The organism is Exiguobacterium sp. B2(2022) (assembly GCF_028823655.1).
Classification (GTDB): Bacteria; Bacillota; Bacilli; order Exiguobacteriales; family Exiguobacteriaceae; genus Exiguobacterium; species Exiguobacterium aestuarii_A.
In genome coordinates, this window is sequence record NZ_JAPEHX010000006.1 from 1 (window position 1) to 26264 (window position 26264).

Here is a 26264-nt window from a genome sequence, read left to right on the forward strand (position 1 = left end):
TTGTCTTATGATGCAGATCGGTCGTTGAGCCATTCTCCGACGCGACGGAACGTATCCGTCCGAGGAGGTGCTTCACTTCGGCTGAATGTATGGTAGTCAATCTCTGACACGTATCGAATCAATCGGATGAGCGAGAAGGCGAAAGCAATCGTACAGCCAATCGCAAAACTGAGCCCATAACTGTCCGGTCCGAGTGGAAGAAGCAAATAAGTCAGTCCCGCGTTCATCGTGATGAAGAGAGCCGATGTATACGCCGCTCCCTTATGGTCTTCAAAGTAGAGCAACACGAGCGTGAGGACAAGGACCATCGCGTTTGAGAACGCGCCAATCGTCGTCATTTGGAAGACGTCCCGAATTTCAGGCGAGAGCCCGAGCAGTGGGAACAAGACAGCTGCGAAGATGACGAAAAGGAGTGAGACAAGCCCTTGGTTCCGGAACAGACGCTGCAGCTCCTGTCGTAAGACGAGTAACATCGCCGCCTTCGACCGTTGGATCTGTTGATACGTCCCACCTTCATTCACATATCCGTAAAACACGCGATACCGCTCATAAAAACGCGTCTCGACCGACACGACGAAAATCGTCATCGTCGGGATGATCGTCAAATACGACAAGAAGATGGCCGTGTCATAGATTGGATGATAACGGAACGTATCGAGATGCACGCTCCCCCCTTCTGCGAACCAGATGATCCACGTCCCGACCCAAATCCCGATGTTGTACAGGAAGCTCGTCCAAAACAGCGCCGGATAACGGTCGAAATAGCGATAAAACGAGAATTGACCGACCGTGCTCCGATTCGGGAACGTGAGGAGCATCGACGTGAACAAACCGAACAACGTGACAATCAGACCGAGCGTCATACTCGCCGTCAAGGCGAAACTCTTCATATAGGACTCCGTCAAATACGCCATCAAGAACTGGTCGGTGATGATGATTGCCGCTACCGCGACGACCCCACCGGCAACGAAGCTATAAGCGACCGCCTGATAAAACTTGGCCGCGCTCAGGAACAAGAAGTGTACCCAGATCAAGTTGACCGTCATGAACAAAATGAACGCCAACGCGTTCAATAATGCTGGGAGCTCAGAGAACGACAGGAAGACGGCGAACAACACCGAGGCGATGGCGACGGTCGTCTTCATCATGCCGATGAACGCCGGGAAGATGTCTTCGTACCGTTTCTCATAGAAACAGTCTGCCAAGTATCTCGTGACGACGAGCTGCTGCACGCCGAGCACGACTTGAGAAAAGATGAAGCTATACGAGACGATCAAGTTGAACGTCGTCCGTTCCTCAAGCGTGGCAATCGACAGGTAACTCGTCAACCACTGCATGAGCGCGATCGTAACGATGACGATGAGCCACGGTCCGGACGTGACGAGACCGGCAAAGGCGTACGCTTTAATACGTGAGGAAAAATAGTCTTCTTGGAACAGCTGTTGTAACTTAAACCCGATGCCCGCCATATGCCGCTCTCCTTTCTTCATATAGATGTAAGTACGCATCGATGAACTGGTCGGTGCGATAGTATGTCTCGACGCGCTGCTGCCCGTTTCGTCCGAGTCGGCGCGCGTCTTCCCGGTTCTGATGGAACCAGACGCAACGTTCCGCGATTCGGCGCGGATTGACCGGTGGGACGACGAATCCGGCCGGACCGAACGGCTCGTCCGGTCGCCCGTTCACGAGCTCCGCACAGGCCCCGACGTCCGTCACGATCCACGGGACGCCTGCGGCCATCCCTTCAAGTACGGCGAGGGGTTGTCCTTCCGAGATGCTCGTCAAGAGACAGACGTCGAATTCAGGCAAGTGTTTGCGGATGTCGACCTTCCCGACCAAGAAGACGGCTTGTTCGAGCTCGAGTTGACGGATGAGCGCTTCACACTCGGCCGCATATTCTTTGTCCTCATCGAGTGGCCCCATGATGGTCAACTCGAACGGGATGAGCATGTCTTGTAAGAGTTTCGCCGCATAGATCATCGTCTTAATATCTTTGATCGGGACGACGCGGACGATGGCGCCGATGCGGAGCTTCTCTCCCCCTGCCACGTGACCGAGTGCCGACAAGCCTGTCACATCGATCCCATTCGGAATGATACTCAACTTCTCGACCGGTGCACCGAGCTGACGTTGCAACTCACCGTTTCGTTCAAACAGTGTGATGACGTCATCCGCTGTCCGGTACGCTTCCCGGGAAATATGGTGGAAGAACTGGATCCAGTGCGAACGGAACTCTGGTGGAATCCATGCCGCCTGCAACAGTTCCTCTTCCCGCTCACGCGAGTAGATGCCGTGCTCGGTTAAGAGAAACGGAATGTTTTGGCGCTCTTTCATCGCACTCGCAATCAATCCCGCATAACCCGTCGACGCGGAATGGATGAGGTCGACTTGCGGTAACTCGGCTTGCAGGAGGTCGAGGACGGGTGCATACATGCTGCGCCACATCCAGAAGTAGTCGATGAACGAACCGGCCTGCCCTTCTTCTTGATAGCTCTCCGTCACGAGTTGATAGAAGAGACGGCTCGAGAAGAACTGTTCCGGTGTCCCGATTTGTGACGCTAACATCGGGTAGATCGACGATTCGACTTGACCGAATGTCATCCACGTCTTGATCCGGTCACGCTCTTCTTGCGTCAACGCTTCCGGACGACGTTTCCGGGTCGCGCGCTGATTGAGGGCGAGCGTGGTCACACCCGTGACGTTCTCCGGTAACGTATATTTATAATCCGCCTCAGACTTCGGGTTTGGCATGATCGAGATGATTTCAAACTCATGCATCGGCATTTGTTGCATCAGCATGTGTACCCAGCTCGACACGCCTCCGCTCACATACGGATAACTCCCTTCGACGACAATTCCAATCTTCATGGGCGCGCTCCTTCCAATATCGGGAGACGAACAGACGTCTCTTTTAGTTCAACTTGATATAACGTACCGCTCTCATCGAACGGTCTGACTGCGCCAAACGCGAAATTTCCTGTATCCAACCGTTTCCCTGGCTCGACTCGGACGAGTAGCGTCGACGGGACAGGCAGTTGCTGGGCGTTGATGTCAATCGTGTCGTTCGTGTAGGCTACGTCGATTTGTGCATCTTGATACAGCTTATATTTTCGATACGCATCATACTGGCTCAACCCTTCGAGATGTGGATACTTCGCATAGAGTGTCTGGAATAGTCCTTCAAACGACTCTTTCATGATGCCCCATCCTTTTCCTTTCGAACGGTATTCATCTAACACATCATCCGGGTGAATAAAGTGCGAGACGAGTCCGAAGTTGGCGACGGCGTCGATGACGACGAACAGGTCATCCGGCGTCTCGTTGTATCCGCTCGACACGCGCGGGAAATCATATAAATTCGGATAGACCGGGTCCGGTCCGAACTCTTGAATGTAACTTCCTTTACTCGCATCCCCGCTATAGAGCCCGGCGACGATCAATCCGTCCTCGAACTTCTCGTTCAGCACGCTCAGTCCCGACTGTCCGATGATGTTCGATGGTGGGACGTAGCTCCGAATTTGTTCATTCGGCATATAATAATCGAACGCCTCGACGACACGGTCGACGGCCGAACGCATGGCGTCTTTGCTCTCCCATTTCGTATAGCCGAGCTCGGGGTCCATCACCTCGTCACCCATGACGAGTGGCTGGTGGTTGAAGCCGTGAAGACCGACTTCCCCGTTCGTCTGTAGCAACCCTCGGCCATATTCGAGCATCGGTGCACGAATCTTCTCAATGAGTTGTTCGGTCGTCTCTTCGTTCGTCGCTTTATAACTGCCGATCAAGAAGCCCGAATACGTGACGTCATAGTCCTCACCGATTTGTTTCATATCTTTCCACCATACTTCGGAGAAGAATTCTTTAATGGAGAGGTCATACTCTTCCGTGATGACGGGATTCGAGTTACTCGGCACCGGTGCCGGGAAGTCGTCGAGATGGACGATTTTGATGCCTGCTTGCGGCATGACGAACGCCGGGAACAACATCGACAACGACTGCACCATCAGACCTCGTGAGTTCTTATCTGTCAGGGACGTCGTATTCCAAAACATCACCTCTCCCTGACCGTATGAAGATTGCCACAAAATCGGTTCGTCTTTCGCCGAGATAAGGACATTTGTCTCATCTTTCAGCTCAACATCGGCGATACTATGGACGAAGAGCCCTGAGTCTTGTGGCAAGTCGACATAGCCAGGGAAGATTTCTTTCTCGAACACCAATCCATTGATGCCGTCCTTGAAGTCCCCGAAATCAGTGACGCCGATGAGGTCGGCCCACTCCTGATCGATGAAACGACCGGCGACATAAAGGCGTCCCCCCTTCTCAACAAACGACCGAATCGTTTCATACGGCCATGACTTTGTATTTTCCCCACTGACAACGAGGACGTGCTGCGGAGAAGGCTCGATTGCGGCAATCTCCTCTGCCTCGATGGACGTGTATGGCAACTTCGCGTAGTCGAGCGCGTATTTCAAGTTGTTCAAGACGGACGTCGACAAGTCGTCCTCGTTTTGATGGATATAGATTTGAGCCGGTGTCCCTTCCACTGCTCTCACCTCGCCTGCGAGTGTCGTGAACGCCTTCGGCTCATGTGCTTCTTGTGGGATGAGCCGGTGACCGTAGTCGAGTCGTAAAAACTGGACGACGACAATCATCGCGATGATCAGAGAGAACAAGGACGCGAGATACGTCGTAATCGATTTATTCATGTGTTTGCACCTTCTAACTGTTGAATGACAAAGCGATAATCTTCTGGAACGTCTCGTAGGTCGAGGTGTTGATGGAGCCGATCGAGGATTGGACGTAACGATGCCCAGTCCCCATCGCTCATATGGTGTTCAATGAGCATGATATAGCCGTCCGGTACTTCCGGATGATACAACGTGAGCGCTTCCGCCAACCGTTCCCCTGTCTCGACGTCACCTGCTTGGAACGATAGACGGGCTTTCGTGCGTAAATAGGTCTCATCCGTCGCATCGTGTTCTCCTAGTTGTTCAAGATGGAACATGGTCCGTTGCTGGATGCGGGCTTTCATATCCTCGTCCAAGAGACCGCTCTCGAAAAAGGAGACGCCCGTCTCGATGACGGGATAAATCGTCTCCGGTCGTTCCGGGTTCACTTGCGCGATGCGTTGCTTGAACATCAAATCGTATCGGTCGAACAACGTGTTCCGGACGGTCGCGGCATAGTGGACCGTTTCCGTATCTTCATGCTCGAGACCTAAATGTAAGTATTCTTCTGTGTTCATAAGCGGTGTCGACATGAGTTGCGTGATCGACTGTTTCCGCTTCTTCCCGTCCATCTGCAAGGCTTCCGCCAATGGGACGAGGTCTAAATCTTCTTTTGCCTGTTGCTGTAAGCGCTCCAAGTTGACCGTGTCGAAGTTGATATATTCGTCATAATCAAGAAGCGTCTTCGATGAGGCGAAACGACGGGCAACCCCATATGCGATCAACCCGAACAGTTCCCCGATGATCGGGACGACGGCACTGACGAGAAAAATGGAGAGCCAGACGCCTTTCTCGGCCGCATCCACTCTCGGTCGGACGACGAGTCGGTAGATAACGAAAAGAACTCCGGCATGAAGGAGAAAGAACAAGAGAATCATCCATCCGGTCATAGGCGTTTCCCACCTTTCACATAGAACACATGCTCGATCCGCTCTTTGAATCGTTCCGCCGACTCAATCGGTGTGCCCGGGAGAAGGAAGTGAAGGACACGTTCCTCTTCGTCATATCCGATGACGTCGATCTCCCGCATCGATTGACGGAGGATGAGCTCGATTTCAATGAGTGACAAGTCGACGCCTTCGACTGGGATCGTGACCGTGCTGTATGGTTGGTCATACTGTTCATGGCGCAACACTTGCTGTGCGACTTTTTGTTCGAACGCGTCCATGCGGAACATGCGCGTCCCGTCGACGAGCTGATCGCTGACGAGCATCCATTCGAGCGCATCCGCCTTCTCGATCCGTGTGCCGGCCCAGTCGAGGACGAGTTTCATCATGTTCATCTCGTGACTGCGCAACCGAAGAATGTCAATCTCATGGACAATTAACACTTCTTTCACCGTTCCCTCATAACAGATCGGGGCGACGAGAAGGGGTCCTTCGACTTCATCGGCCAACCGAATCGTCGGTTTTTGGGTCTGGAACATCCGTGCGAAGATGCCTTGCTCCGAATCAATGAAGAGCGTCTGTGGCAAACGTTCGACATCCCCCGAACGTACATGAAGACGAAGCGTCCGGCGTGACGTATCGACGTGGTAGAGGGCGAGCTGTCGCGCCCGGAACACGCGTGTAAACGTCCCGATCAAATGGTCACGTACCAAGTCTGTCGCGTCCTGGTCGAGCTGAAGACCGACCTCATAGATTCTTGAGAGTGTATACGTCGAATCGAGCACCCGCTTCCGCATCTCTCCTTGTGATTCTTGGAGTTGCTGCACCGTCTGCTTCAACTGTTCGTTCTCATCGACCACCTCTTCCTGACGGATATGGGACTGAAGACGCCGGCGCTCAAGGCGACGAAGAAGTGAAGCAAAATCCACGCGAGTTCGTTCGTATCGTAAAGGAATAAGAGCAAATCTGTCCCTTCCATCAGAAGGAATGAAAAATGATATAGACTCGTCAATGTGAAACTGACGAACGCCCCGAGTAGGCCGTAGCGAAGCGAGAAGAGAAGGATATAAAAAATTAACGGGTCAATCGCCCATTCTGACAAAGAAAGACTAAACGTATAGTCCAAAATGCCGATAAGTAAAATAGTCACAATCATTTCAATCCATTTGATTGATGTGCGATGTTGGGTATAAATCATAGTGTCACTCATTCCTTTACGTGGTATTTTATTAAGTAGTAGGACATTCGATGGATTGTTCGACCAAAAATTTCATATCGAGACGGGCAAACTTACTGAAAAGTAAGGGCGCAAAGACATGGGTCGTCGATCTTTCGAGATACCGATCGCCAGTCTGCAATAGCCGCAGCCGCTCTCTGATAACTATCAGGAGGGTTTTTTTATGGGTATTTTCTCAGCCAAACGTATCGTCAGCCTCTGTTGTGCTTTCGTTGTCGGATTCGCATTATGGACACCACATCAAGCGGTCGCCAAAGCGAGCAACCCGCTCGCAAACGTCGAGTCGTACAAGATTTATTATGATATGCCGAGTAAAAGCAAGATCAAAAAGATGCAACAATATGACCTCGTCATCATCGAGCCTGTTTATTATACTGCAGCTCAAATCAAAGAGTTACAAAAATTCGGTACGAAAGTGTACGGCTACATCAATACGATGGAAGCTGACAATTGGAACGTCGACTTCATCAAGCAGATGAACGAATCGGACTTCTTCCACCGTAACGGACAACGTGTCCATTATGCGGAGTGGGATTCTTATTTGGTCGACATGACGTCGACGCACTATCGTGAGCTATTGACGCGTGAAGTGGAGAAACAAATTGTCGCGAAAGGATTAGACGGAGCGTTCTTAGATACTGTCGGCAACATCGACAACGAGCATTCGGAACAACCAACCATCTTGAAAGCACAGCGTGACGGGATGAGTCAGTTCATGAAGACGATCAAGGCCAACCACCCTACCCTTTCTCTCATTCAAAACTGGGGATTTGCGACACTGAAGACGTATACGTATCCGTATGTGGATGGTGTCATGTGGGAAAGCTTCAACTATACGACGATTTCGAAAGACCAATGGTCAAAAGACCGCATCCAAGAATTGCGTGACCTCGATGCGCGATACGGCATCAAGGCGTTGACGGTATCTTCAAAACAACGTCCGAAGAGTGCCGCATACGCGGAACAAAACGGATTCATTCATTTCCACTCAAACGCCACGTTAGATTATAATAAATTCTGACTTTCATTTACCTGATTGTACAAGTATCTGGTAGTTTCTACAACGAAAATACTTTAAAAAAACATCCTACGGGTTTGCCTTCTTTATCGGCAAATTCGTAGGATGTTTTGATGAAATCCTTTGATTCAACGGTTATTAATCATGCATCAAGCGGATGTGACCGTCCGGCTCTTGATAAATCACGTGTTCTTGTGACAGTTCCGTCGGGGAACGGACCCCTGCGGCGGCCGTCATATTATACAGTCCTTCCCGAAGCGAGATGATATAGTTCGTGACCCGAAAGCTCTTCTCGTCGACGACAAGAGCACGCTGCAGTTTCGGGTCGGTCGTCGCGACACCGACCGGGCAACGGTTCGTATGACACACCTGCGCCTGGATACAGCCGACGTTGAACATGAGCCCGCGGGCGATGTTGACGAGGTCGGCACCGAGGGCGAGGGCAATCGCCACCTTGTCCGCCGTGATGAGTTTCCCCGAGGCGAACAGTTTGATCCGGTCCCGAAGACCATGCTCGATCAAGAGGCGATGGACGTATGGAAGTGCCGCTTTCAGTGGCAACCCGACCGTATCGGCGAGTTCCTGGTACGTCGCCCCCGTCCCGCCTTCACTCCCGTCAATCGTGATGAAGTCCGGTACGATTTGAGACGTCGCCATCTCTTCAACAAGCGATTCCATGTCCTGTATATTGCCGACGACGAGCTTGATGCCGACCGGCTTCCCACCGATTTCACGCAACTTTTCGATGAAGCCCAACAGTTCCCTATGCGTCTGAAACTCGGAGAATCGGTTCGGACTGTCGATGGTCTCCCCGACACGCACGTGGCGGATACGGGCGATCTCCTCGGTCACTTTCGAGCCATCGATATGTCCCCCACGCGTCTTCGCCCCTTGTGCTAGTTTCAGTTCGAACGCCTTCACTTGCGGGAGTGCGCTCTTCTGTTTGAACGCTTCCACCGAGAACGCCCCGTCTTCGTCCCGGACACCAAACAGTGCCGGACCGATTTGACAGATGATGTCGACATTCCCTTTCAAATGATAGTCCGAAAGACCACCTTCCCCTGTGTTCATCCATGTCCCACCCGCACGGCCGAGCCCGATCGAGAGAGCCGTGATCGCCTTGTCGCCGAGCGAACCGAAGCTCATCGCCGACTGTCCGACGAGGCCGCGGACGTAGAACGGCTCCCGACACGTCTCTTTCCCGATGATGATGGTATCTTCTTCTGTTAATAAGTATGGGGAGATGTCTCGTTCGACGAGATGCTCTTTTCGGGTGAAGAGGTTATCTTCATCGAGTTCATACACCCACGTCGACACTTTTGTTGAATTGTCGATGCGTAGTTCATTCCGATTTGTCGGGTACAATGCGTTTTGAAGGTAGAACCCGCCCGCTTCAAAGTCTCGCTCCGAGCCGAATCCGATGATGCGCGACTTATATTTCCCGGCAATGACAGCCGCCTCGTATTCGTTCCGCGAGAACGGTTTCGCCTCGTTGTCGTTCAAGAACAAATATTGCCGAAGTTCCGGACCCATCTTCTCGAACATATAGCGCAGTTTTCCGAGAATCGGGAAGTTACGGAGGACAGAGTGCTCACGCTGGTTTCGGTCACGTCGCCACAAGTAAAACAGAAGTAGCGGTGGAGCTGTCATCATCATCAATAAGAGCACAAGCAAGATGGTCAACATCGATGTATTGAGTGACACGGTCTCTCCTCCTTTTCACTAGACGAAAAACACCCTGTCGCAAACGGAACAGGATGTCATCAGTCGCTCGGGATCGTGACCCCGTCAAATTGTTCATTTCGGCACAGCGTGATCGCCTGCATCGCTAGTTTATAGTCCTCTTCCGGCAAGGCGATCAATTCGGTCGGAAGGACCCATTCTTTTGAGTTATACAAGTGAATGACGAGTTTGGCGAGTACAAACTCTCGTTTATCGAACGTGTTGTCATCGATGATTGTGGAGGTTCGAATCTTCCCAGCTTCGAGGTCTATATAAGGAAGCAAACATTCTCGGATATGCGAATGACCCGCAAGTACATATAGCGCGGCGAAGTATTCGCGACTGGTACTGCCAGGATCCGTAAGTCGTTGTGCTAACCGTTTGAACTCGTTGTAGTGGTCGGAAGATAAAAAATCAATATGGTTCATCGGTCCACCTTCTCTCTCTAAGCCTCGCTTTGCCCTCAGAGTTTATAATTTCCACCTTTTTGTAGAAGTTAACCCTGTTTTCTTTAGATTCGGCGCATTGAAATCGCCTCACGCATCTGCTGGAGAGACGCACGTGCCACGTCCCCACGTCGCATCATGACAGCTGTAAACAAGGCATCGATCAAGCTGAGCTCCGCGATGCGGGAAGCGAGTGCCTCTGAGCGGAACGCCGTCTCTTGGGACACGGTATAGAGCGACACGTCTGCAATCTTCGAGAGCGGTGATTTCGCATAGTTCGTGATGGCGACCGTCGGGACACCCTTTTCTTTTAGGAGTTTGGCGATATCGAGCGTTTCCTTAGAAGCCCCGGAATGCGAGATGACGACGGCGACGTCGTCTGTCGTCAATTGCGAGGCCGACATGAGCTGCATATGCGACTCGAGGATGGCGCTCACTTGAAGCCCGCTTCGGACGAACTTATGATAGGCGTCTAACGCGACGACCGCTGACCCACCACTCCCAAAGAATTCGATGCGGCGTGCCCCGAGGAACAGCTCGACGGTTTTCTCCAGAGAGTCTCCTTCTAAAATCTGACGCGTCGACTCGATTGTCTTCCCGTTCGTCGAAAAAATTTTCTCTGCAATTTCAAGCGCCGTATCCGTCTCCGTGATATCTTCATGGATGTCCTGAAGTGGTGCGACGACATCCGAGGCGAGCGCGATTTTTAGCGCCTGATAGCCTTTAAAACCGACACGCTGACAAAAGCGGAACACGGTCGATTCGGCGACGTCGAGGTCATCTGCCACTTGATTAATTGTATGGTGAATGATTTGTTCTGGTTGTTTTAAGATGTAGTCGGCAATACGCTGTTCTTTCTTACTCAGTGTCGAATAGGCGCCACGGATGCGGGCCGTCCCGTTCATCGTTTCCATCAAGAATCACCCTTTCTCTTCTTCACTTAACGATACCGTTTCGAAAAAAATTCCGCAATGTGTGATTCGTCTAAAAGATTGACCCACCTTACAAAACGGGGCAGGAAGTGCGATTCTGGAATATGCTACTCTAATAAAGCACTTTTCAATTCATTCACTCATTGAACCATTTGAAATCGAAAGGACTGTTTCGAATCGAACATCACCTCAGTAGCTCGTACAACTTACCACTCGTCATTCTTTCCATCGCTGTTGCCATCTTCGCTGCAGGTGTCGCCCTCGATATTAGCAGTCGTTTGAAATATGCGAAATACGCCTCACGGTTCAGTTGGGTCGCAGCCGGCGCCTTCAGTCTCGGGCTTGGTATTTGGGCGATGCACTTTATCGGCATGCTGGCATTCCACCTAAACGATGACGTGACGTATCACCTCGGCATCGTCTTGTTGTCGATCGTACCGGCCGTCGTCGCCTCCGGGCTCGCCTTCTGGATCATCAGCCATCCGGAGACACGACCGACGCAACTCGTCTTTTGTGCCTTCTTGATCAGTGTCGGGGTCGTCTCGATGCACTACATCGGGATGGAAGCGATGCAGATGAACGCCATCCTCACGTATGACCCGATCATGTGGATCGCTTCTGCACTTGTTGCTTATGTAGCATCGCTCGTCGGACTGTACATCCTCTTTTATATCCCGAACGTCTCGCGATTCCATTGGCGCCGTCTCGCCAGTTCGGTCTTGATCGGTGTCGCCGTATCAGGGATGCACTACGTCGGGATGGGCGCGGCACAGTTCACCCCGACAGAAGGAGTCAGCAAGTCGATGAGCGGTTATGCGGTCGATAGCACCCTCCTCGCCTACGTCATCGCAGCGAGCGTCATGACCTTGTTCGTGATCATGTACATCTCACTGAGAACGGCGTCACAGCTCGAGGCAAAATCGGAAGAACTCGAACTGAAGTTTGAATCGATCATCGAATCGGCATCGGATGCCATCATCGTCGCCGACCATAACCGTGTCATTCTCCAGTGGAATCACGGGGCGACCGATTTGTTCGGATATACGTATGACGAGATGATCGGACAGTCGATTGTCGCCATCATCCCGGAACGATTCCGTGACGCGCACGAGCGCGGCATGCAACGATACGAGAAGACGGGTGAGAAACGCGTCATCGGTCAGACGGTCGAGCTCATCGGCTTACGAAAAGACGGTGTCGAAGTGCCAATCGAGATGTCGCTCGGAACGTGGAAGACGGACAAAGGCATCTTCTTCAGTAGCATCATCCGTGACATCAGTGAACGGAAACGAATCGAGGCACAAATCAACGACCTCGTCTATTTGGACCCGCTCACCGGACTCCCGAACCGTCGCTTGTTCAGCGACCGACTCGATGCGCTACTCGGTCAGTCCCAGCAAGAACCGTTCGCCTTGTACTATATCGACCTCGACAACTTCAAAGTCATCAATGACCGCTTCGGTCACTCGATCGGCGATCAATTTTTGAAGCAAGTGACGACCCGGATCCAGTCAACGATTCAAAAGTCGGACACGCTCGCCCGTCTCGGTGGAGATGAGTTCATCATCTTGTCACCGCATACGAAAAGTAACCTTGCGGCCCATCGTGCTCAAGAGTTGATCAACGTCCTCCATCCCCCATTCGAACTCGAGAACGAGGAAGTGTTCACCGGTGCTTCGATCGGGATCAGTCTTCACCCGTCCGACGGGGATACGGCAGAAGATTTAATCAAAAACGCCGACATCGCCATGTATCGGGCGAAGGCTGACGGCAAGAACGGCTATCAGTTCTTCACGAACGAATTGAACGAGTCCGTATCCCGTCGCTCGAACTTGTCGATGGCACTCCGTAAAGGAATCGGGCGTGGCGAGTTCACCGTCCACTATCAACCGCAAATCCAGTTGGAGACGGAAATGGTCATCGGCATGGAGGCGCTCGTCCGTTGGCACCATCCGGAACTCGGGATGATTTCTCCTGGTGAGTTCATTCCAATCGCCGAAGAGACGGGAAGCATCCACCGTCTCGGTGAGTTCGTCTTGAATGAGGCGTGTCGCCAAAACAAGGCGTGGCAAGATGCGGGCATCCACCCGTTTCGGGTCGCCGTCAACATTTCGGCCATTCAGTTCGCTCAAAAAGACTTGCCGGAAGTCGTCAGCCGCGCACTCGACGCATCAGGTCTCGACGCAAAGTATTTAGAACTCGAGTTGACAGAGAGCGTCATCCAGAGTGCGGACCGTGCTATCGAGACGATGCACGAGCTCGTCGCCCTCGGTGTCCATCTCTCGATCGATGATTTCGGGACGGGCTACTCGTCTCTCAGCTACTTGAAACTGTTCCCGATCGATACGCTGAAGATTGACCAACATTTCACGAAGAACATTGAAAGTGACGAGAAGGATGCGGCCCTCGTCAAAACGATCATCCGCATGGCGCATGAGCTTGATTTGAACGTTATCGCGGAAGGCGTCGAGACGGAGAATCAAGTCGCTTTCCTAAAAGCCGAATCGTGTAACCAGGCACAAGGATATTTCTACAATCGTCCTTTGCCTGCGGAAGAGATTGAAGTCTTCTTCCAGCAATATAAGAAAGCATCATCAAGTTGATTCGTTCGACCTCCATAACGGGGGTCGAATTTTTGTCGTAAAAACGAAAAAAATTCCGTGATTTGACTTGTAAATCGAATTTATTTTGATATGATGAATCTAGAGACGGAAAAAAATTCTTTTTCAGGGGTGACGATATGGAAATTGGTTTGATTGGTTTAGGAAAAATGGGGTACAATTTGGCACTTAACTTGAGCGATCACGGACATACGGTCGTCGGGACGGACGTCGGGGACGTCACATCGGACGCGTTCACAATCGTGCCGACGCTCGAGGATGTCGTGAGCAAGTTGTCGACGCCACGCGTCATCTGGGCGATGGTCCCTGCCGGAGACGTCACGGAAGCGGTACTCGCCGAACTATATGAGCGACTCGAACCGGGCGACATCGTCATCGACGGTGGCAACTCGAACTACAAGCTCTCGGTCGCACGCGCCGAGCAGTTCGCCGAGAAGGACATCAAGTTCTTTGACTGCGGAACGAGCGGTGGCACGGACGGGGCACGGAACGGTGCCTGTACGATGGTCGGGGGTGACGCAGACGCATGGCCGACAATCGAGCCAATCTTCAAAGACTTGTCTGTCGAGAACGGCTACCTGTATACAGGTCCTGCCGGAAGTGGTCACTTCTTGAAGATGATTCATAATGGAATCGAGTACGGGATGATGCAGGCGATTGCAGAAGGGTTCGATATCTTGGAGAAGAGTCCGTTCGATTACGACTACGAACAAGTCGCACGCGTCTGGAATCACGGGTCGGTCGTCCGTTCTTGGCTCATGGAACTCACGGAGAACGCCTTCAAGAAAGATGCAAAGCTCGATGAGATTCGTGGCGTCATGCATTCATCAGGTGAAGGCAAATGGACGATCGAGACGGCGCTTGACCTTCAGGCAGCCGCACCGGTCATCGCCTTGTCACTTATGATGCGCTACCGCTCACTCGAAGACGACACGTTCTCAGGTAAAGTCGTCGCCGCGCTCCGCAACGAGTTCGGTGGTCACGCGGTCGTCAAGAAGTAAGAAATGCGGAAAAGGTCACGGGGAGTTGACCTTTTCCTTTGTCAGAAACTGTAAACGGTTACATATTAAACTTTAGGGGGAAAACTCAATGTCTGGCTCAACACTTATTTTGATTGCCTTAGCCGGGATCTTCTTGCTCTTATTTTTAGTCATTCGTACAAAGCTTCACGCATTTGTTTCGTTGTTACTTGTCAGTCTCATCGTCGGGGTCGCAGCCGGCATGCCGCTCGGAGATGTCATCGCCTCCATCCAGAACGGGATGGGCGGAACGCTCGGCTTCGTCGCCGTTGTCGTCGGTCTCGGGGCAATGTTCGGGAAGATGCTTGAAGTGTCAGGTGGCGCGGAACGCCTCGCCCAGACGCTCGTCAGTAAGTTCGGGGAAGACAAGGCACAATGGGCGCTCGGGATCACCGGGTTCATCGTCGCCGTCCCGGTCTTCTTCGATGTCGGTTTTATCATTCTCGTCCCAATCGTATACGGTCTCGCCAAAAAGACGGGACGCTCGCTTCTCTACTATGGGATCCCGCTCCTCGCAGGTCTCGCGGTCACGCATAGCTTCATCCCACCGACACCTGGTCCGATCGCCGTTGCGAACTTGATCGGTGCCGACCTCGGTTGGGTCATCTTGTTCGGTGTCATCGCCGGGATTCCATCGATGATTTTAGCCGGTCCCGTTTTTGGGAAGTATATTGCTAAGAAGATTCATGTGACGATTCCGGATTACATGGAATTCAAAGAAATCGATACATCGAAAGAATTGCCAAGCTTCAAAATGATCTTGTCGCTCATCTTGATCCCGCTCGTGTTGATCTTAGCGAACACGCTCTCAGCGGTACTCTTAGATGAAGGCAACGCCGTCCGTGACTTCTTGACGTTCCTCGGACACCCGTTCGTCGCCTTGACGATCGCGACGCTTCTCACGTTCGTCTTCCTCGGGACACGCCGTGGCTATTCACGTGACGAAGTACAAGAAATTGCAACGAAAGCACTCGAACCAGCCGGGATCATCATCCTCGTTACTGGTGCCGGTGGTGTGTTCAAACAAGTGCTCATCGACTCAGGTGTCGGTGACGTCCTCGGTGAAATGATGGCTGGTTCACCACTTCCGGCAATCGTCCTCGCCTTCTTGATTGCGACGGTTGTCCGTGTCGCCCAAGGGTCGGCAACGGTCTCGATGGTCACAGCAGCTGGACTCATCACACCGCTACTTGAAATCCAAAACATCACAGGCGCGGCACTCGGTTTGATCGTCATCGCCATCGCCTCAGGGGCGACTGTCCTCTCGCACGTCAACGACTCAGGCTTCTGGCTCGTCAACCGTTACTTCGGTCTCGATGTGAAAGATACGCTCAAGTCATGGACGATCATGGAAACGATTATCGGACTCACCGGCTTTGCCGTCGTGTTCTTGATTAGCCTGTTTATCATCTAAGTTAGGAAGTGATTGTGTGTTTACGATTGGGGTCGATATCGGGACGACGAGTACGAAAGCCGTCCTGTTCAACGGTCATCAACAACTAGCGGTACATAACGTGTTGTATCCGCTTCTCACGCCCGATACGGAGACGGCCGAGCAAGACCCGGTCGTCATCTATGGGGCCGTGCTCGAAGCCGTCTCGGCGGTCCGCGCCAAAGCGGACGGTCCGATTCGCTTCGCATCGTTCAGTTCGGCGATGCATAGCTTGATTGCACTCGATTCCTCAGGACGTCCGCTCACGAACAGCATCACGTGGGCCGACAGTCGCGCGAATCCATATACGCAAGAAATCAAACGCGACTTTGATGCGAGTGCCCTCCATATGCGCACCGGTACCCCGGTCCACCCGATGGCACCGCTGTCGAAGCTGCGCTGGTTGAAATCAGAACATCCTGACGTCTTTGAACAGACAGCCAAGTTCGTCTCCATCAAAGAGTATGTCTTTTATCGGTTGACGGGACGCTTCGTCGTCGATCACTCCATCGCCTCGGCGACGGGGTTGTTCAATTTGAAACAACGGGATTGGGATGCGGAAGCACTGACGGTTGCCGGTGTGACACCAGATCGTTTATCTGAACTCGTGCCAACGACAGAGATTTTACATGTAACACCAGACGTGACCGAGACGCTCGGCTGGGACTTCCCGCTCGTCGTCGGGGCAAGCGACGGCGTGCTCTCGAACCTCGGGGTCGGTGCCTTCGAACAAGGGGTCGTCGCCGTGACAATCGGGACAAGTGGCGCCATTCGGACGGTCGTCTCAGAACCTGTCGAAGATCCAAAAGGTCGCATCTTCTGTTACGCGCTGACGGACAAGCATTGGGTGATCGGTGGACCGGTCAATAACGGTGGCATCATCCTCCGTTGGCTCCGTGACGAGTTCGCAGCAAGTGAGGTCGAGACAGCGAAACGCCTCGGGATCGACGCGTACGACGTGTTGACGCGAATCGCCGAGACGGTCAAACCGGGTGCAGACGGTCTGTTGTTCCATCCGTATTTAATGGGCGAACGGGCTCCACTTTGGGATTCGAACGCTCGCGGTTCCTTCTTCGGGCTCAGCATTCATCATAAGCGCGAGCACTTCATCCGCGCCGTATTGGAAGGTGTCATCTTCAACCTCTATACGGTCATGCTTGCACTCGATGAGTTGACGGGCGCACCGAACCGCATCCATGCGACAGGTGGCTTTGCCCAGTCGAGCCTCTGGCGTCAAATGATGGCGGACATCTTTGACACACCGGTCGTCGTGCCGGAAAGTCACGAAAGCTCATGCCTCGGGGCCGTCATGCTCGGAGAGTACGCATTCGGGGACATCGAGGAGTTCCAAGAAGTGCCTCAAGTGACCCACGAGCATGCACCGAACATGGAAGCGACGAACGTCTATCGGGAGCTCTTGCCGATCTACATTCGCCTGTCGCGTCACCTATCAGAAGAATATGAAGCCATTTCGGCGTTTCAGCGGAAGCATGTGTGACGTCAAACCGAGTCCTTCGAGGGCTCGGTTTTTTGAATCATGACAGGAGATTTCGTTTCATACATGGAAAGTAAGTGCGAGGTTGAACTATCAACATTAGTGAAGGGATTGGTCAAATGGCGATTGCAATCGGATATCTCATTGCAAGTTTAGGCGCATTCGTGGCGTATTGGTTCAGTACGGGCGAAGCACGAAATACAAAATTTAAAATATGGGGTGTCGCGCTCATGATCCCCATTTCACCAGCACTGGCCTTTTCAATCGGACTCTCCTACGCCATCAGTGTACAGAACGGTTGGGCCGGATTGATCATGTGGTTGATTTTCCCTGCGATCTTCTTTAGTGGTCTTGCGCTTCTATTGGTCGGTCTATTCAAAAAAGAAAAGAAAGTCGTTTGAGCGATATGATGATCATACTCACGACACCACGTTGCCTCATCCGCCCGTTCGAACGACAAGACATCGAGTCGTTCATGGCGTATCGAAACGACTTGGACTGGATGCAGCATCAATCGTTCAAAGGTCTTAGCTATACTGAATACGAGAACGCCCTACTCGGCGAACAATCGCTTCCACACGGCATGCAACTCGCCATCATCGACCAAGCGACCGAAGAATTGATTGGGGACGTGTATATCCAGCAAGAAGACCAGACGTATTGGATTGGCTATACCATCGCACCTACACGAGCTCGCCAAGGCTATGCGTTCGAGGTGATGTCGGGATTGATTCGTCACTTGGCCGACCAAGGAGCAGAAGCGTTCAAGGCCGGCGTCCTTGAGACGAATGAGGCATCGATCGCGCTATTGAAAAAATTGAACTTCACCTATCTCACGACAGAACTCGACGAACACATTTATCGTCTCGATGTCTCGGATATGTGATAAGGTATGTGTCATATGTCACTTGTTTTTTGATTCGAGGGAGCTATTGTTGGAATGAAGAAACGCGTTCTATTACTCATGTCTATTTTTTTGTTGATTGGTACGTTGTCACAGGCGGCGATCCCGGAACCGAAAGCGTATAACGACCCGAGCCTCATCTATCTGACGCTGGATGATGGGCCGAACTGGAAAACGGGAAAGCTGCTCGACGTGTTGAAGAAGCATCAGGTGAAAGCCACTTTCTTCATCCTTGGGAAGAATATCGAGGGGAATGAGCATCTTCTTCACCGCATCGTCGATGAGGGTCATCTGATTGCCTTGCACGGGATGACACACAAACGCGAGGAGTTTTATGCATCACCGATGACGGCCGTCCGTCAAATGAAAGATGTACAACGTCTCGTTTACGAGGTGACCGGCATCCATACGAATATGGCCCGGACGATTTACGGGAGTGATGAAGGAATGACACCTGCGCATTGGAAAGTAATGAACGAAGCCGGTTTTGAGATTTGGGACTGGAATGTCGGCAGTCTCGACCATGTCTATAAACAAGAAAATGCCTGGGTCGAGCAGCGCGTGTTCAATCGACTTGAGGCGAATCGTGCCGCGAATATCGCTTCGATCATCTTGGCGCACGATCATTCGATGACGCCGGAAGCACTCGATACAATCATCCGCTATGCGAAAGAGCGGGACTACGAATTTCGGACGCTCGAAGGCGTTCACCCGCCCCATAACTTTTCAGATGCTTGGGAACCACATGCTAGTGAAAGCACGACCCCATGACTGTAGACCATCTCGTGGTCTACAGTTTTTCACATGAAAAAACGCATCGGAATGCCCGATGCGTCTTCTCATTGAACGTATTCTACACTTTCATGGATATGTGTACGGTTTCTACCGCTGTTCTTCGCTTGATACAGGCAATCGTCTGCTAAATGAACCATTTCACGAAGATGTTCGCTTTTCCCGTTTGCGATCCCGATTGAAACAGAGATATGAATCCGCTCGTCATCGAGTAGCTTGAACTCGTGTTTGGAGATACAATTTCGAATCCGTTCCGCCACGTTGACCACCTCGGTTTGGGAAAGCATCGGAATCAAAATACCGAACTCTTCTCCCCCGATCCGCGCTTTAATGTCCTGATTTCGCGTCTCACGGTGCAACAGTTCCGCAAACTGCTTCAACACCTCATCCCCGTTCGCGTGGCCATATTGATCGTTGATCTGTTTGAAGTGATCGATGTCCAAAAGCAAGACATTACATGTCGCATACTGTCCTTTAAACTTTTTCATCTGCATCTCCCATGCCCGACGATTGGCGAGACCCGTCAAATGGTCAGTCTCCGCCGAGATTTTATACTCTCGCACGCGGTGATGGATGAGGTACAGGTCAATGTTCAACATGGTGATTACCAATCCAATCGGAAAGCTGATCATTGTAACCAACAACGCGACGTCAAGAGCACGTTCCGTAAACCCGCCGCCGACAAGGATCCCCATGGTTGCGACCAAACATATCCATACGTTCAACGTAAGACCAAATTGGAAAAGCCGTTTCTGTAGCCAAATAATCCGGTATGTCAGAATCATACCAATCACCATCGTAAAGAGGGCAACGCATGCCAGAATCGAGTAAAAATCGATGCCATAGCTGAATCGGTGAATCGACATAATGGTGGCTGCGATGAATAGCGGGGAGACCAAACGGTAAAATCCGAGTAAAAGGAGAACGAGAAACCGAAAATCAATTTTTACCGCATTCTCAAATTGAACGCTTTGCGTGATTAGAAAAATCCCGAAACAGCCTGATAACACACCGATGAGAAGTTTCTGGATGTGTACATGTCTCGTATGATAGTTCATGATTTTTGAGATGAAATAGATGCCAGTAAACGAAATGCACGAATTGGCGATTAGACTCATGAACATTAGTTGTACTCCTTCACATTTATCATGTTACTTCCACTCTCTACATATATCCAATTTCCATCATCAGCTAACGCATCGACGTGTAAAACTTTCTACAAAATGAATATTTTTTCCTTTTTTCACAAATAAATCGAGCCCTTTATGGACTCGATCCTCACTTATCGTTCATATGTCACCATCACAAATTGACCGGATGCGCGTTGACTTGTCAGTCGAAGTTTCGTCTCTTTTGTGCCTTCTGGGAAGAGCGAGATCCCCTCACCTAACACGACTGGGGCAATCGCGATCTCATACCGGTCAATCAAGTCATGTTCCATCGCCGCTTTGATGACCTCTCCCCCGCCGATGAGCCAGATGTCTTGATTGACTTCTCCTTTCAACCGATGAATCAGTTCTTCGATTGGTTCATCCGTGAACGTGACATGCTCGGCCTTACGGTCAGGTTGACGCGTCAAAATATAGTTCGGGATGTCCTTGTACGGATAAGCTCCTTCTTCTAACTTCAGTACTTCCTCATACGTCTTTCTTCCCATGATGACGGCACCAACGGTTTTGAAAAATTCAGCGTATCCGTTGTCCCCGTCCCCTTCTACGGCGAACAACCAATCAAGTTGGTCGTTCGACCGGGCGATTTTCCCATCTAAACTCATCGCAATATACAACACTACTTTCGGCATCGTGTCTTCCTCCTTGATTCGTGATATATTCAGCTTAACCAATAAACACGACAAAAGATGACGGGAATGATAACTATGAAAAAACGGCACTTGCAACTGATTCGGCTGCTCAATCGAGGGCAACGTGTCACCGCTGAAGAACTGGCTCAAGAGACAGGCGCATCCATTCGGACGATTCAACGAGATATGCTGTCGCTCGAAGAACTGGGTTATCCGATTTGGAGTGTGCCCGGGATCGGTGGCGGCTATGAGATGTTGCCGAACCGTTTATTGCCGCCATTGCACCTCCGCGAACAAGAAGCGGTCGCCCTTTACCTTACGCTCAAATGGATGGAACACATCCCGGACGTGCCATTCGGTGATATACGACATACGCTGTCCGACTGGTACGCGAACGAATTACCGCAAGACTTAGAGACGAAGATTCATCGATTGGAACGAAACATCCTGTGGCTCGGAAACAAACAGATTCCAAAGGCTCCGTTCACAAAAGACATCTATCAGGCGGTCGAGCGCAAGAACAAGATTGAAATGACGTATCGGACGACGAAAGGGCCACATACGTTCATCGTCTCACCGATCGGCATGGCACTCCTTGACTTGAAGTGGTACGTCTTCGGGCTGTCTGAACTGGGATTCCGGCAATATCGGATTGATCGAGTGGACGCGGTCAAGTTGCTCGAGGAACCGTTTGAATCCGAGGATTTGGTGACCTTGCTTCAGGCAAGTGATGAACGAGTCGGTGTGACCGTTCAACTCGAGCTGACGTCACTCGGTCGTCGTTTACTTGAAGATGTACTACCCGATATTGAAGATAAGAATGAATGGGACGTACCTGAGGAAGAGCTTCCGTTTTTGTCGAGGCAGCTGTTGAAGGCTGGAGCGGAAGTGGAGGTGAAGGCGCCGAGTGCGTTGCGGGAGATGATGAAAGAGCATGTGGAACGTCTTGTAGCACTATACGTATGAAGACTGAAAAGGCTCAACCCATGCGGTTGAGCCCGATTTCAATTCGCTTCATCCATTTCCTTATGAATGCGTAGCAATTCGTTTTTGTATAAATCAGAGCGACCTCCAAAAATCGCTTGAATGTTGTTTTTCACTTTGACGACTCCAGCTGCTCCGAGTGCTTTTAGTTCATCCTCATTGATTTGAGAAACATCACTTACTTCAACACGAAGTCGTGTGAAGCATGCATCGATATCACGGATGTTCTCTCGTCCCCCAAGTGCCTCTTCAATCGCAAGTGCTGTCGTTTGAATCGCTGATTGACCTGACTTTTTATCATTGTAGTCTTTACGCGTAAACAGTTTCGCTTCTTGTCCGCCACGCCCTGGTGTTGCCAAATTCCACTTCTTGATGGCGAAAGTAAAGATACTATAGTAAACGATGAAGAAACCAATGCCGACGACGATATTCATCCACCAGCGTGGTGTACCTGGTAAAACGTTCACTAAAATATAGTCAATCAATCCTGATCCTCCAGCCCAACCGATATGTGTATCGAGCGCATACATGAGCGCGAAAGAAATTCCCGTCAACACACTATGGATGACATACAGGACAGGTGCCACGAATAAGAAAGTGAATTCAATCGGTTCTGTGATTCCTGTTAGAAAAGCTGTACCGGCCGCTGCAATCAATAAGCCTCGAACGACAGGACGTTTGTCCGGATCAGCCTGACGATACATCGCGAGCGCCGCCCCGAGTAAACCGAACATAATGATTGGGAACTTACCAGACATGAAGCGTCCCGCCGTCACTTCGACACCTTCTGCGATTTGAGCGAGGAAAATATACTGATCACCGTTCACGACCGCATCACCGACCGTTGCTGTTCCACCGAGAGATGTCCACAGGAACGGGGCATACCAAATATGGTGTAATCCTGTCGGAATCAATAACCGCTCCAACATCCCATATAACCCTACGTATGCAGGGTTGGTCGCATCACTCGCGATGACGTTTGCCATTGAAGTGAGTGCCGATTGGATTGGCGGCCAGATGAGCATCATGACAAATCCAAGTAAGATCGAGAAGAAAACCATCACAATCCCGACAGAACGATCACCTGCAAAGAATCCCAACACTTCTGGCGGATTGAACGTATGGAACTTTTTATACACCCATACTGCGAGCAACCCGACCGCAATCCCTCCGAGTACACCGGTTTCAAGGGAAGGAATACCGAGTAACATGCCATATTCTCCACTCTCGGCAGCCATTTCTGCCGTGATGCCGAGGGAGATTGAAATTGTCGTATTCATAATGACATATCCGACGAGTGCTGCGAGTGCGGCAATCCCTGATCCCCCTGACAAACCAACTGCGACCCCGATTGCAAAAATGATTGGTAAGTTCGCAAAAATACTAAGACCAATTTGTAACATTCCAGCACTGATCGCTTCTACTGTTCCGTTCTGTAAAAACGTCCAGCTATCTGCTAATGGTCCCGTGAGTGCCGCACCTAGTCCTAGCAAAATTCCGGCAGCCGGTAATAAAGCGACCGGTACCATGAGCGCCTTCCCAAACTTTTGAAAAACTCCAAACCATTGACTCATTCGATTCACTCCTCATCTTGTAAGCGTTATCAATCTGAACAATGAGAAAGGGGATTGCCTCCCCTCTCTAGTTACCGTATCGCTACTGTCTCGCCCGATTTTAATTCCGGCCAGTACGTTCTGTTTCCCTCAATCAAATCATCTAAAATTCGACGAGCTATTGGTGCATCGACGACTGTACGATTTAGCGTCAACGCCTGAAGTGCCTTCTCATAACTGTTTTCGAAGTATGCGTCGACGACAAGTTGTTCGTAAGCAAGCTGTCCTTCAATCATTCCTTTGTAAAAACGAGGAATCTTTCCGACTGCGAATGGTTTCGGTCCACGATTGGTAAGCATCGCAGGCACTTCAACCATCGCATCGTCTGGCAAGTTCGAAATGATACCATCATTTTTCACCATGACGATAAAAATATCACCGCTATTATAGGCTAGCGAAGCAGCGACCCGAATCATATAACAGCCGTGGATATCGACCTCAAGGTGAACATTTTCGAGCGAGTCATCTTGAATAATCTGATCGCACATCGAGAAGACACGTTCTTGACGTCCGTTGATCACCTGCCGCGCGCGTGTATTCGTGACATCTTCTTTTTCTGCCATGTCAGATGGATATAAATAATATTGAAGATACGTGTTCGGTAAGTACTCTGGGAAATCCGTCAGCATCTTCTCTACTTGTTTGAACGTCTTGATCCACGATGGGTCATTCGCAATCTCCGAATCTTCTGGAATGAAACCGTCTTCTAAAATGGCGCGTTTGATGTCTGCAGTCAATTCATTTCCTTCTTTATCGAAGATGCCTGTGAACCAACCAAAGTGGTTGAGTCCGAAATATTCCGGAACGAGATCCCAAATCTCTTTACCGAGAATCTTCGCATAGCTCACCATAATTGCTGCCGGCATGTCGCAAATGTTTAATATTTTTTGATCGTCTGGGTATGCACGTTTGAGCGCCTCGGCGACAATCGCAGCAGGGTTCGTATAGTTTAAGATCCAGCCATTCGGTGAGCCGGCACGAATGTCAGAGACGAGTTCAATCATATCTCCGATTGAGCGCATCCCGTATGACATTCCGCCCGGTCCACACGTTTCTTGTCCCACCACGCCATGTCGAAGCGGAATCTGCTCATCTTTTTCGCGCATCTCCAAACCACCTGTCCGAATTTGGACGAAGAAGAAATCCTTATCCTTAAAAGCATATTCTTTGTCCGTCGTGTATTCGAACGACTCGAGTTCTGGATAATGCTCACGCAAGATGACTTCACTCGCTTTCGCGACACGTTCTTGACGTAATTCATCTGTATCGTAAAACGTGATGGAACGAAGTGGGAAGTGTGCTTTTTCCTCAATCAAACTCATGATCATGCCGATTGTGTACGTACTACCTCCACCGACGACTACGAGACGCTGTGGTGTTTTCATGTGTGCGTTCCCCTTTCAATACATATCTAATTGATTACAATACAAATCTAATACATATTATTTGAACCGTCAACACCTTTTTGAAAACGTTTTATTTTTGTATACTATGAGTAATGAACGCATACAATCAGGAGGTTATTTACATGAAAGCCAAATCTCCGCTATACCAGCGGATTGCTCAGGAGATGCGCACGTTTATCGAGACCGGCGATTGGGCGCCCGGTGAAGCAATTCCGACAGAAGCACAACTCGTCGAGGAATTCAAAGCGAGTCGAGTCACGGTTCGACAAGCCGTCAAACTACTTCAAGAAGAAGGTTTGCTTTGGAAGCGACAAGGGAGCGGCACGTATGTACAATCCGAAAAGATTGAACATAATATGTACGAATTAAAAAGCTTTACTGAAGACATGAAGCGAGAAGGAAAGGACGTCACGAGTAAAGTACTTACTTTCACCGTTCAACCTCCGACTGAAAAAATAAGGGAAATACTCGAGCTCGATGAAGACGCTCTTGTCTACTACATTCGTCGTTTACGCTTTGCGAACGGAGAACCACTCATTGTCGAAGATACGTATCTTCCACTCCAACTATTTCCGGATTTAACGTATGAGGTAATGACACGGTCGAAGTACGATTACATTGAAAATATCAAAAACCTGAAGATTGCAGACAGTGTTCAGGAATTTATCCCGGTCTTGCCGACGAAAGAAATTGCTGAAATGCTCGAGGTGAGCGATCGAACACCGATACTCAAAGTCGAACTCTATTCGTTTCTCATGGATGGCAGTCGCTTTGAGTTCACCGAAACGTATTTCAAGAGTGAAGAGTATCGCTTTATCATCCGTGCCGGTCGAAGACATGAAACAACAAACACCCAGTGAATTCAACGATTCACTGGGTGTTTGTTAATGCAAACTCATATGTTTCAACATTAGACTAATGCTATTCAAGCTGCTTTAGGGATTCAAATAGACGCTCAGCATTTTTTGGACTGCTCGTCAGGTAAATGGTTTTTAACAAGCTATTATATTCTCGTTCAGAAATGATAACAGCATTCTTCCCGCCTTCTTTCGAGATGAAAATCGTCTCGTCATTTTCACATACTTGATGAAGCAAGCGGTTCAACTTTTTTTGCGCTTTCTGGTATGGAATCGTAGACATTCACATCACTCCTCATTTACGCCCATTATATTATGATTTTTTATGAATGACGAAACATCTATGTTTTTAGATTCGTATAAAAGAC

25 protein-coding genes and 1 riboswitch are annotated in these 26264 nt (G+C 50.5%); of the genes, 10 read left to right on the forward strand and 15 right to left on the reverse strand.

Features of this window, described 5'->3' with window-relative positions:
• Window positions 1-5: 5 nt before the first annotated feature.
• From pelG to ON063_RS02000, 6 genes are read right to left on the reverse strand one after another with little or no spacing between them, the layout of a single operon-like run.
• Window positions 6-1469, reverse strand: a complete 1464-nt coding sequence (pelG, locus tag ON063_RS01975) for an exopolysaccharide Pel transporter PelG (RefSeq protein ID WP_274664050.1) — start codon at window positions 1467-1469, stop codon at window positions 6-8.
• The gene (gene pelF, locus ON063_RS01980; protein ID WP_274664051.1) at window positions 1450-2868 is read right to left on the reverse strand and encodes a GT4 family glycosyltransferase PelF; all 1419 of its coding nucleotides are present in this window, start codon (window positions 2866-2868) and stop codon (window positions 1450-1452) included. The genes pelG and pelF overlap by 20 nt, the downstream gene beginning before the upstream one ends.
• On the reverse strand, window positions 2865-4709 hold the full coding sequence (locus tag ON063_RS01985; RefSeq protein ID WP_274664052.1) for a DUF2194 domain-containing protein: 1845 nt from the start codon (window positions 4707-4709) through the stop codon (window positions 2865-2867). Before ON063_RS01985 ends, pelF begins: the two co-directional genes overlap by 4 nt.
• Window positions 4706-5620 carry a hypothetical protein gene (locus ON063_RS01990; protein ID WP_274664053.1) on the reverse strand — a complete coding sequence of 305 codons (915 nt, stop codon included), beginning with the start codon at window positions 5618-5620 and terminating at the stop codon, window positions 4706-4708. Before ON063_RS01990 ends, ON063_RS01985 begins: the two co-directional genes overlap by 4 nt.
• Window positions 5617-6477 carry a hypothetical protein gene (locus ON063_RS01995; RefSeq protein ID WP_274664054.1) on the reverse strand — a complete coding sequence of 287 codons (861 nt, stop codon included), beginning with the start codon at window positions 6475-6477 and terminating at the stop codon, window positions 5617-5619. The genes ON063_RS01990 and ON063_RS01995 overlap by 4 nt, the downstream gene beginning before the upstream one ends.
• Window positions 6453-6815 carry a hypothetical protein gene (locus tag ON063_RS02000; RefSeq protein ID WP_274664055.1) on the reverse strand — a complete coding sequence of 121 codons (363 nt, stop codon included), beginning with the start codon at window positions 6813-6815 and terminating at the stop codon, window positions 6453-6455. The genes ON063_RS01995 and ON063_RS02000 overlap by 25 nt, the downstream gene beginning before the upstream one ends.
• 75 nt (window positions 6816-6890) lie before the next feature.
• Window positions 6891-6977, forward strand: a riboswitch (cyclic di-GMP riboswitch).
• Between the two features lie 40 nt (window positions 6978-7017).
• On the opposite strand from ON063_RS02000, the gene ON063_RS02005 reads away from it, so the two are divergent.
• Window positions 7018-7875 carry a putative glycoside hydrolase gene (locus tag ON063_RS02005; RefSeq protein ID WP_274664056.1) on the forward strand — a complete coding sequence of 286 codons (858 nt, stop codon included), beginning with the start codon at window positions 7018-7020 and terminating at the stop codon, window positions 7873-7875.
• Between the two features lie 135 nt (window positions 7876-8010).
• On the opposite strand, the gene ON063_RS02010 is transcribed toward ON063_RS02005, so the two are convergent.
• The 4 genes from ON063_RS02010 to ON063_RS02020 all read right to left on the reverse strand — a co-directional run bounded on the left by ON063_RS02010 (window position 8011) and on the right by ON063_RS02020 (window position 10954).
• Window positions 8011-9558, reverse strand: a complete 1548-nt coding sequence (locus ON063_RS02010) for an FMN-binding glutamate synthase family protein (protein ID WP_274664101.1) — start codon at window positions 9556-9558, stop codon at window positions 8011-8013.
• Complete coding sequence (locus ON063_RS14890; RefSeq protein WP_446719117.1) at window positions 9479-9673, reverse strand: Clp protease N-terminal domain-containing protein; 195 nt, start codon at window positions 9671-9673, stop codon at window positions 9479-9481. The genes ON063_RS02010 and ON063_RS14890 overlap by 80 nt, the downstream gene beginning before the upstream one ends.
• Window positions 9636-10022 (reverse strand): hypothetical protein, encoded by a 387-nt coding sequence (locus ON063_RS02015; RefSeq protein ID WP_214694370.1) that lies wholly within the window; start codon window positions 10020-10022, stop codon window positions 9636-9638. Before ON063_RS02015 ends, ON063_RS14890 begins: the two co-directional genes overlap by 38 nt.
• Before the next feature lie 83 nt (window positions 10023-10105).
• The gene (locus ON063_RS02020) at window positions 10106-10954 is read right to left on the reverse strand and encodes a MurR/RpiR family transcriptional regulator (RefSeq protein WP_274664057.1); all 849 of its coding nucleotides are present in this window, start codon (window positions 10952-10954) and stop codon (window positions 10106-10108) included.
• 161 nt (window positions 10955-11115) lie between these two features.
• Here ON063_RS02020 and ON063_RS02025 point away from each other — a divergent pair, with 161 nt between their 5' ends.
• The 7 genes from ON063_RS02025 to ON063_RS02055 all read left to right on the forward strand — a co-directional run bounded on the left by ON063_RS02025 (window position 11116) and on the right by ON063_RS02055 (window position 19214).
• Window positions 11116-13575, forward strand: coding sequence for a bifunctional diguanylate cyclase/phosphodiesterase (locus ON063_RS02025; RefSeq protein WP_274664058.1), 2460 nt, complete (start codon window positions 11116-11118; stop codon window positions 13573-13575).
• 137 nt (window positions 13576-13712) lie between these two features.
• A complete protein-coding gene (gene gnd / locus ON063_RS02030; RefSeq protein WP_214694376.1) occupies window positions 13713-14594 on the forward strand; it encodes a phosphogluconate dehydrogenase (NAD(+)-dependent, decarboxylating) in 882 nt (293 codons plus the stop codon).
• Window positions 14595-14682: 88 nt separating this feature from the next.
• Window positions 14683-16026 carry a GntT/GntP/DsdX family permease gene (locus ON063_RS02035; RefSeq protein WP_274664059.1) on the forward strand — a complete coding sequence of 448 codons (1344 nt, stop codon included), beginning with the start codon at window positions 14683-14685 and terminating at the stop codon, window positions 16024-16026.
• A 16-nt stretch (window positions 16027-16042) separates the two neighbouring features.
• Window positions 16043-17542: a gluconokinase gene (gene gntK / locus ON063_RS02040; protein WP_274664060.1), complete on the forward strand. Its 1500-nt coding sequence runs from the start codon at window positions 16043-16045 to the stop codon at window positions 17540-17542.
• Window positions 17543-17658: 116 nt separating this feature from the next.
• The gene (locus tag ON063_RS02045; protein WP_214744452.1) at window positions 17659-17940 is read left to right on the forward strand and encodes a hypothetical protein; all 282 of its coding nucleotides are present in this window, start codon (window positions 17659-17661) and stop codon (window positions 17938-17940) included.
• Window positions 17941-17945: 5 nt separating this feature from the next.
• On the forward strand, window positions 17946-18425 hold the full coding sequence (locus ON063_RS02050) for a GNAT family N-acetyltransferase (protein ID WP_274664061.1): 480 nt from the start codon (window positions 17946-17948) through the stop codon (window positions 18423-18425).
• Window positions 18426-18479: 54 nt separating this feature from the next.
• A complete protein-coding gene (locus ON063_RS02055) occupies window positions 18480-19214 on the forward strand; it encodes a polysaccharide deacetylase family protein (protein ID WP_274664062.1) in 735 nt (244 codons plus the stop codon).
• A 68-nt stretch (window positions 19215-19282) separates the two neighbouring features.
• Here the strand turns inward: ON063_RS02055 and ON063_RS02060 are convergent, their stop codons facing one another.
• Together ON063_RS02060 and ON063_RS02065 are read right to left on the reverse strand one after the other, a co-directional pair.
• Entirely contained in the window at window positions 19283-20359 is a 1077-nt protein-coding gene (locus tag ON063_RS02060; RefSeq protein ID WP_274664063.1) for a GGDEF domain-containing protein, read from the reverse strand.
• A 158-nt stretch (window positions 20360-20517) separates the two neighbouring features.
• Window positions 20518-21036 carry a dihydrofolate reductase family protein gene (locus ON063_RS02065; protein ID WP_274664064.1) on the reverse strand — a complete coding sequence of 173 codons (519 nt, stop codon included), beginning with the start codon at window positions 21034-21036 and terminating at the stop codon, window positions 20518-20520.
• A 75-nt stretch (window positions 21037-21111) separates the two neighbouring features.
• Here ON063_RS02065 and ON063_RS02070 point away from each other — a divergent pair, with 75 nt between their 5' ends.
• Window positions 21112-22002 (forward strand): helix-turn-helix transcriptional regulator, encoded by an 891-nt coding sequence (locus ON063_RS02070; protein ID WP_274664065.1) that lies wholly within the window; start codon window positions 21112-21114, stop codon window positions 22000-22002.
• Between the two features lie 38 nt (window positions 22003-22040).
• Here ON063_RS02070 and ON063_RS02075 read toward each other — a convergent pair whose 3' ends face one another.
• Window positions 22041-23594 (reverse strand): PTS transporter subunit EIIC, encoded by a 1554-nt coding sequence (locus tag ON063_RS02075; RefSeq protein WP_274664066.1) that lies wholly within the window; start codon window positions 23592-23594, stop codon window positions 22041-22043.
• Between the two features lie 71 nt (window positions 23595-23665).
• On the reverse strand, window positions 23666-25018 hold the full coding sequence (locus tag ON063_RS02080; RefSeq protein ID WP_274664067.1) for a 6-phospho-alpha-glucosidase: 1353 nt from the start codon (window positions 25016-25018) through the stop codon (window positions 23666-23668).
• A 143-nt stretch (window positions 25019-25161) separates the two neighbouring features.
• Here ON063_RS02080 and ON063_RS02085 point away from each other — a divergent pair, with 143 nt between their 5' ends.
• Complete coding sequence (locus tag ON063_RS02085) at window positions 25162-25899, forward strand: GntR family transcriptional regulator (RefSeq protein WP_274664068.1); 738 nt, start codon at window positions 25162-25164, stop codon at window positions 25897-25899.
• Window positions 25900-25960: 61 nt separating this feature from the next.
• On the opposite strand, the gene ON063_RS02090 is transcribed toward ON063_RS02085, so the two are convergent.
• On the reverse strand, window positions 25961-26179 hold the full coding sequence (locus ON063_RS02090; protein ID WP_274664069.1) for a type II toxin-antitoxin system Phd/YefM family antitoxin: 219 nt from the start codon (window positions 26177-26179) through the stop codon (window positions 25961-25963).
• Window positions 26180-26264 lie beyond the last annotated feature (85 nt).

Excerpts from the sequence above, each read along its gene's own strand:
- pelG (WP_274664050.1), bottom strand. The coding sequence starts at position 1,469 with ATGGCGGGCATCGGGTTTAAGTTACAACAGCTGTTCCAAGAAGACTAT.
- pelF (WP_274664051.1), bottom strand. The coding sequence starts at position 2,868 with ATGAAGATTGGAATTGTCGTCGAAGGGAGTTATCCGTATGTGAGCGGA.
- ON063_RS01985 (WP_274664052.1), bottom strand. The coding sequence starts at position 4,709 with ATGAATAAATCGATTACGACGTATCTCGCGTCCTTGTTCTCTCTGATC.
- ON063_RS01990 (WP_274664053.1), bottom strand. The coding sequence starts at position 5,620 with ATGACCGGATGGATGATTCTCTTGTTCTTTCTCCTTCATGCCGGAGTT.
- ON063_RS02000 (WP_274664055.1), bottom strand. The coding sequence starts at position 6,815 with ATGATTTATACCCAACATCGCACATCAATCAAATGGATTGAAATGATT.
- ON063_RS02005 (WP_274664056.1), top strand. The coding sequence starts at position 7,018 with ATGGGTATTTTCTCAGCCAAACGTATCGTCAGCCTCTGTTGTGCTTTC.
- ON063_RS02010 (WP_274664101.1), bottom strand. The coding sequence starts at position 9,558 with ATGTTGACCATCTTGCTTGTGCTCTTATTGATGATGATGACAGCTCCA.
- ON063_RS14890 (WP_446719117.1), bottom strand. The coding sequence starts at position 9,673 with ATGAACAATTTGACGGGGTCACGATCCCGAGCGACTGATGACATCCTG.
- ON063_RS02015 (WP_214694370.1), bottom strand. The coding sequence starts at position 10,022 with ATGAACCATATTGATTTTTTATCTTCCGACCACTACAACGAGTTCAAA.
- ON063_RS02020 (WP_274664057.1), bottom strand. The coding sequence starts at position 10,954 with ATGGAAACGATGAACGGGACGGCCCGCATCCGTGGCGCCTATTCGACA.
- gnd (WP_214694376.1), top strand. The coding sequence starts at position 13,713 with ATGGAAATTGGTTTGATTGGTTTAGGAAAAATGGGGTACAATTTGGCA.
- ON063_RS02035 (WP_274664059.1), top strand. The coding sequence starts at position 14,683 with ATGTCTGGCTCAACACTTATTTTGATTGCCTTAGCCGGGATCTTCTTG.
- ON063_RS02045 (WP_214744452.1), top strand. The coding sequence starts at position 17,659 with ATGGCGATTGCAATCGGATATCTCATTGCAAGTTTAGGCGCATTCGTG.
- ON063_RS02050 (WP_274664061.1), top strand. The coding sequence starts at position 17,946 with ATGATGATCATACTCACGACACCACGTTGCCTCATCCGCCCGTTCGAA.
- ON063_RS02055 (WP_274664062.1), top strand. The coding sequence starts at position 18,480 with ATGAAGAAACGCGTTCTATTACTCATGTCTATTTTTTTGTTGATTGGT.
- ON063_RS02060 (WP_274664063.1), bottom strand. The coding sequence starts at position 20,359 with ATGTTCATGAGTCTAATCGCCAATTCGTGCATTTCGTTTACTGGCATC.
- ON063_RS02065 (WP_274664064.1), bottom strand. The coding sequence starts at position 21,036 with ATGCCGAAAGTAGTGTTGTATATTGCGATGAGTTTAGATGGGAAAATC.
- ON063_RS02070 (WP_274664065.1), top strand. The coding sequence starts at position 21,112 with ATGAAAAAACGGCACTTGCAACTGATTCGGCTGCTCAATCGAGGGCAA.
- ON063_RS02075 (WP_274664066.1), bottom strand. The coding sequence starts at position 23,594 with ATGAGTCAATGGTTTGGAGTTTTTCAAAAGTTTGGGAAGGCGCTCATG.
- ON063_RS02080 (WP_274664067.1), bottom strand. The coding sequence starts at position 25,018 with ATGAAAACACCACAGCGTCTCGTAGTCGTCGGTGGAGGTAGTACGTAC.
- ON063_RS02085 (WP_274664068.1), top strand. The coding sequence starts at position 25,162 with ATGAAAGCCAAATCTCCGCTATACCAGCGGATTGCTCAGGAGATGCGC.
- ON063_RS02090 (WP_274664069.1), bottom strand. The coding sequence starts at position 26,179 with ATGTCTACGATTCCATACCAGAAAGCGCAAAAAAAGTTGAACCGCTTG.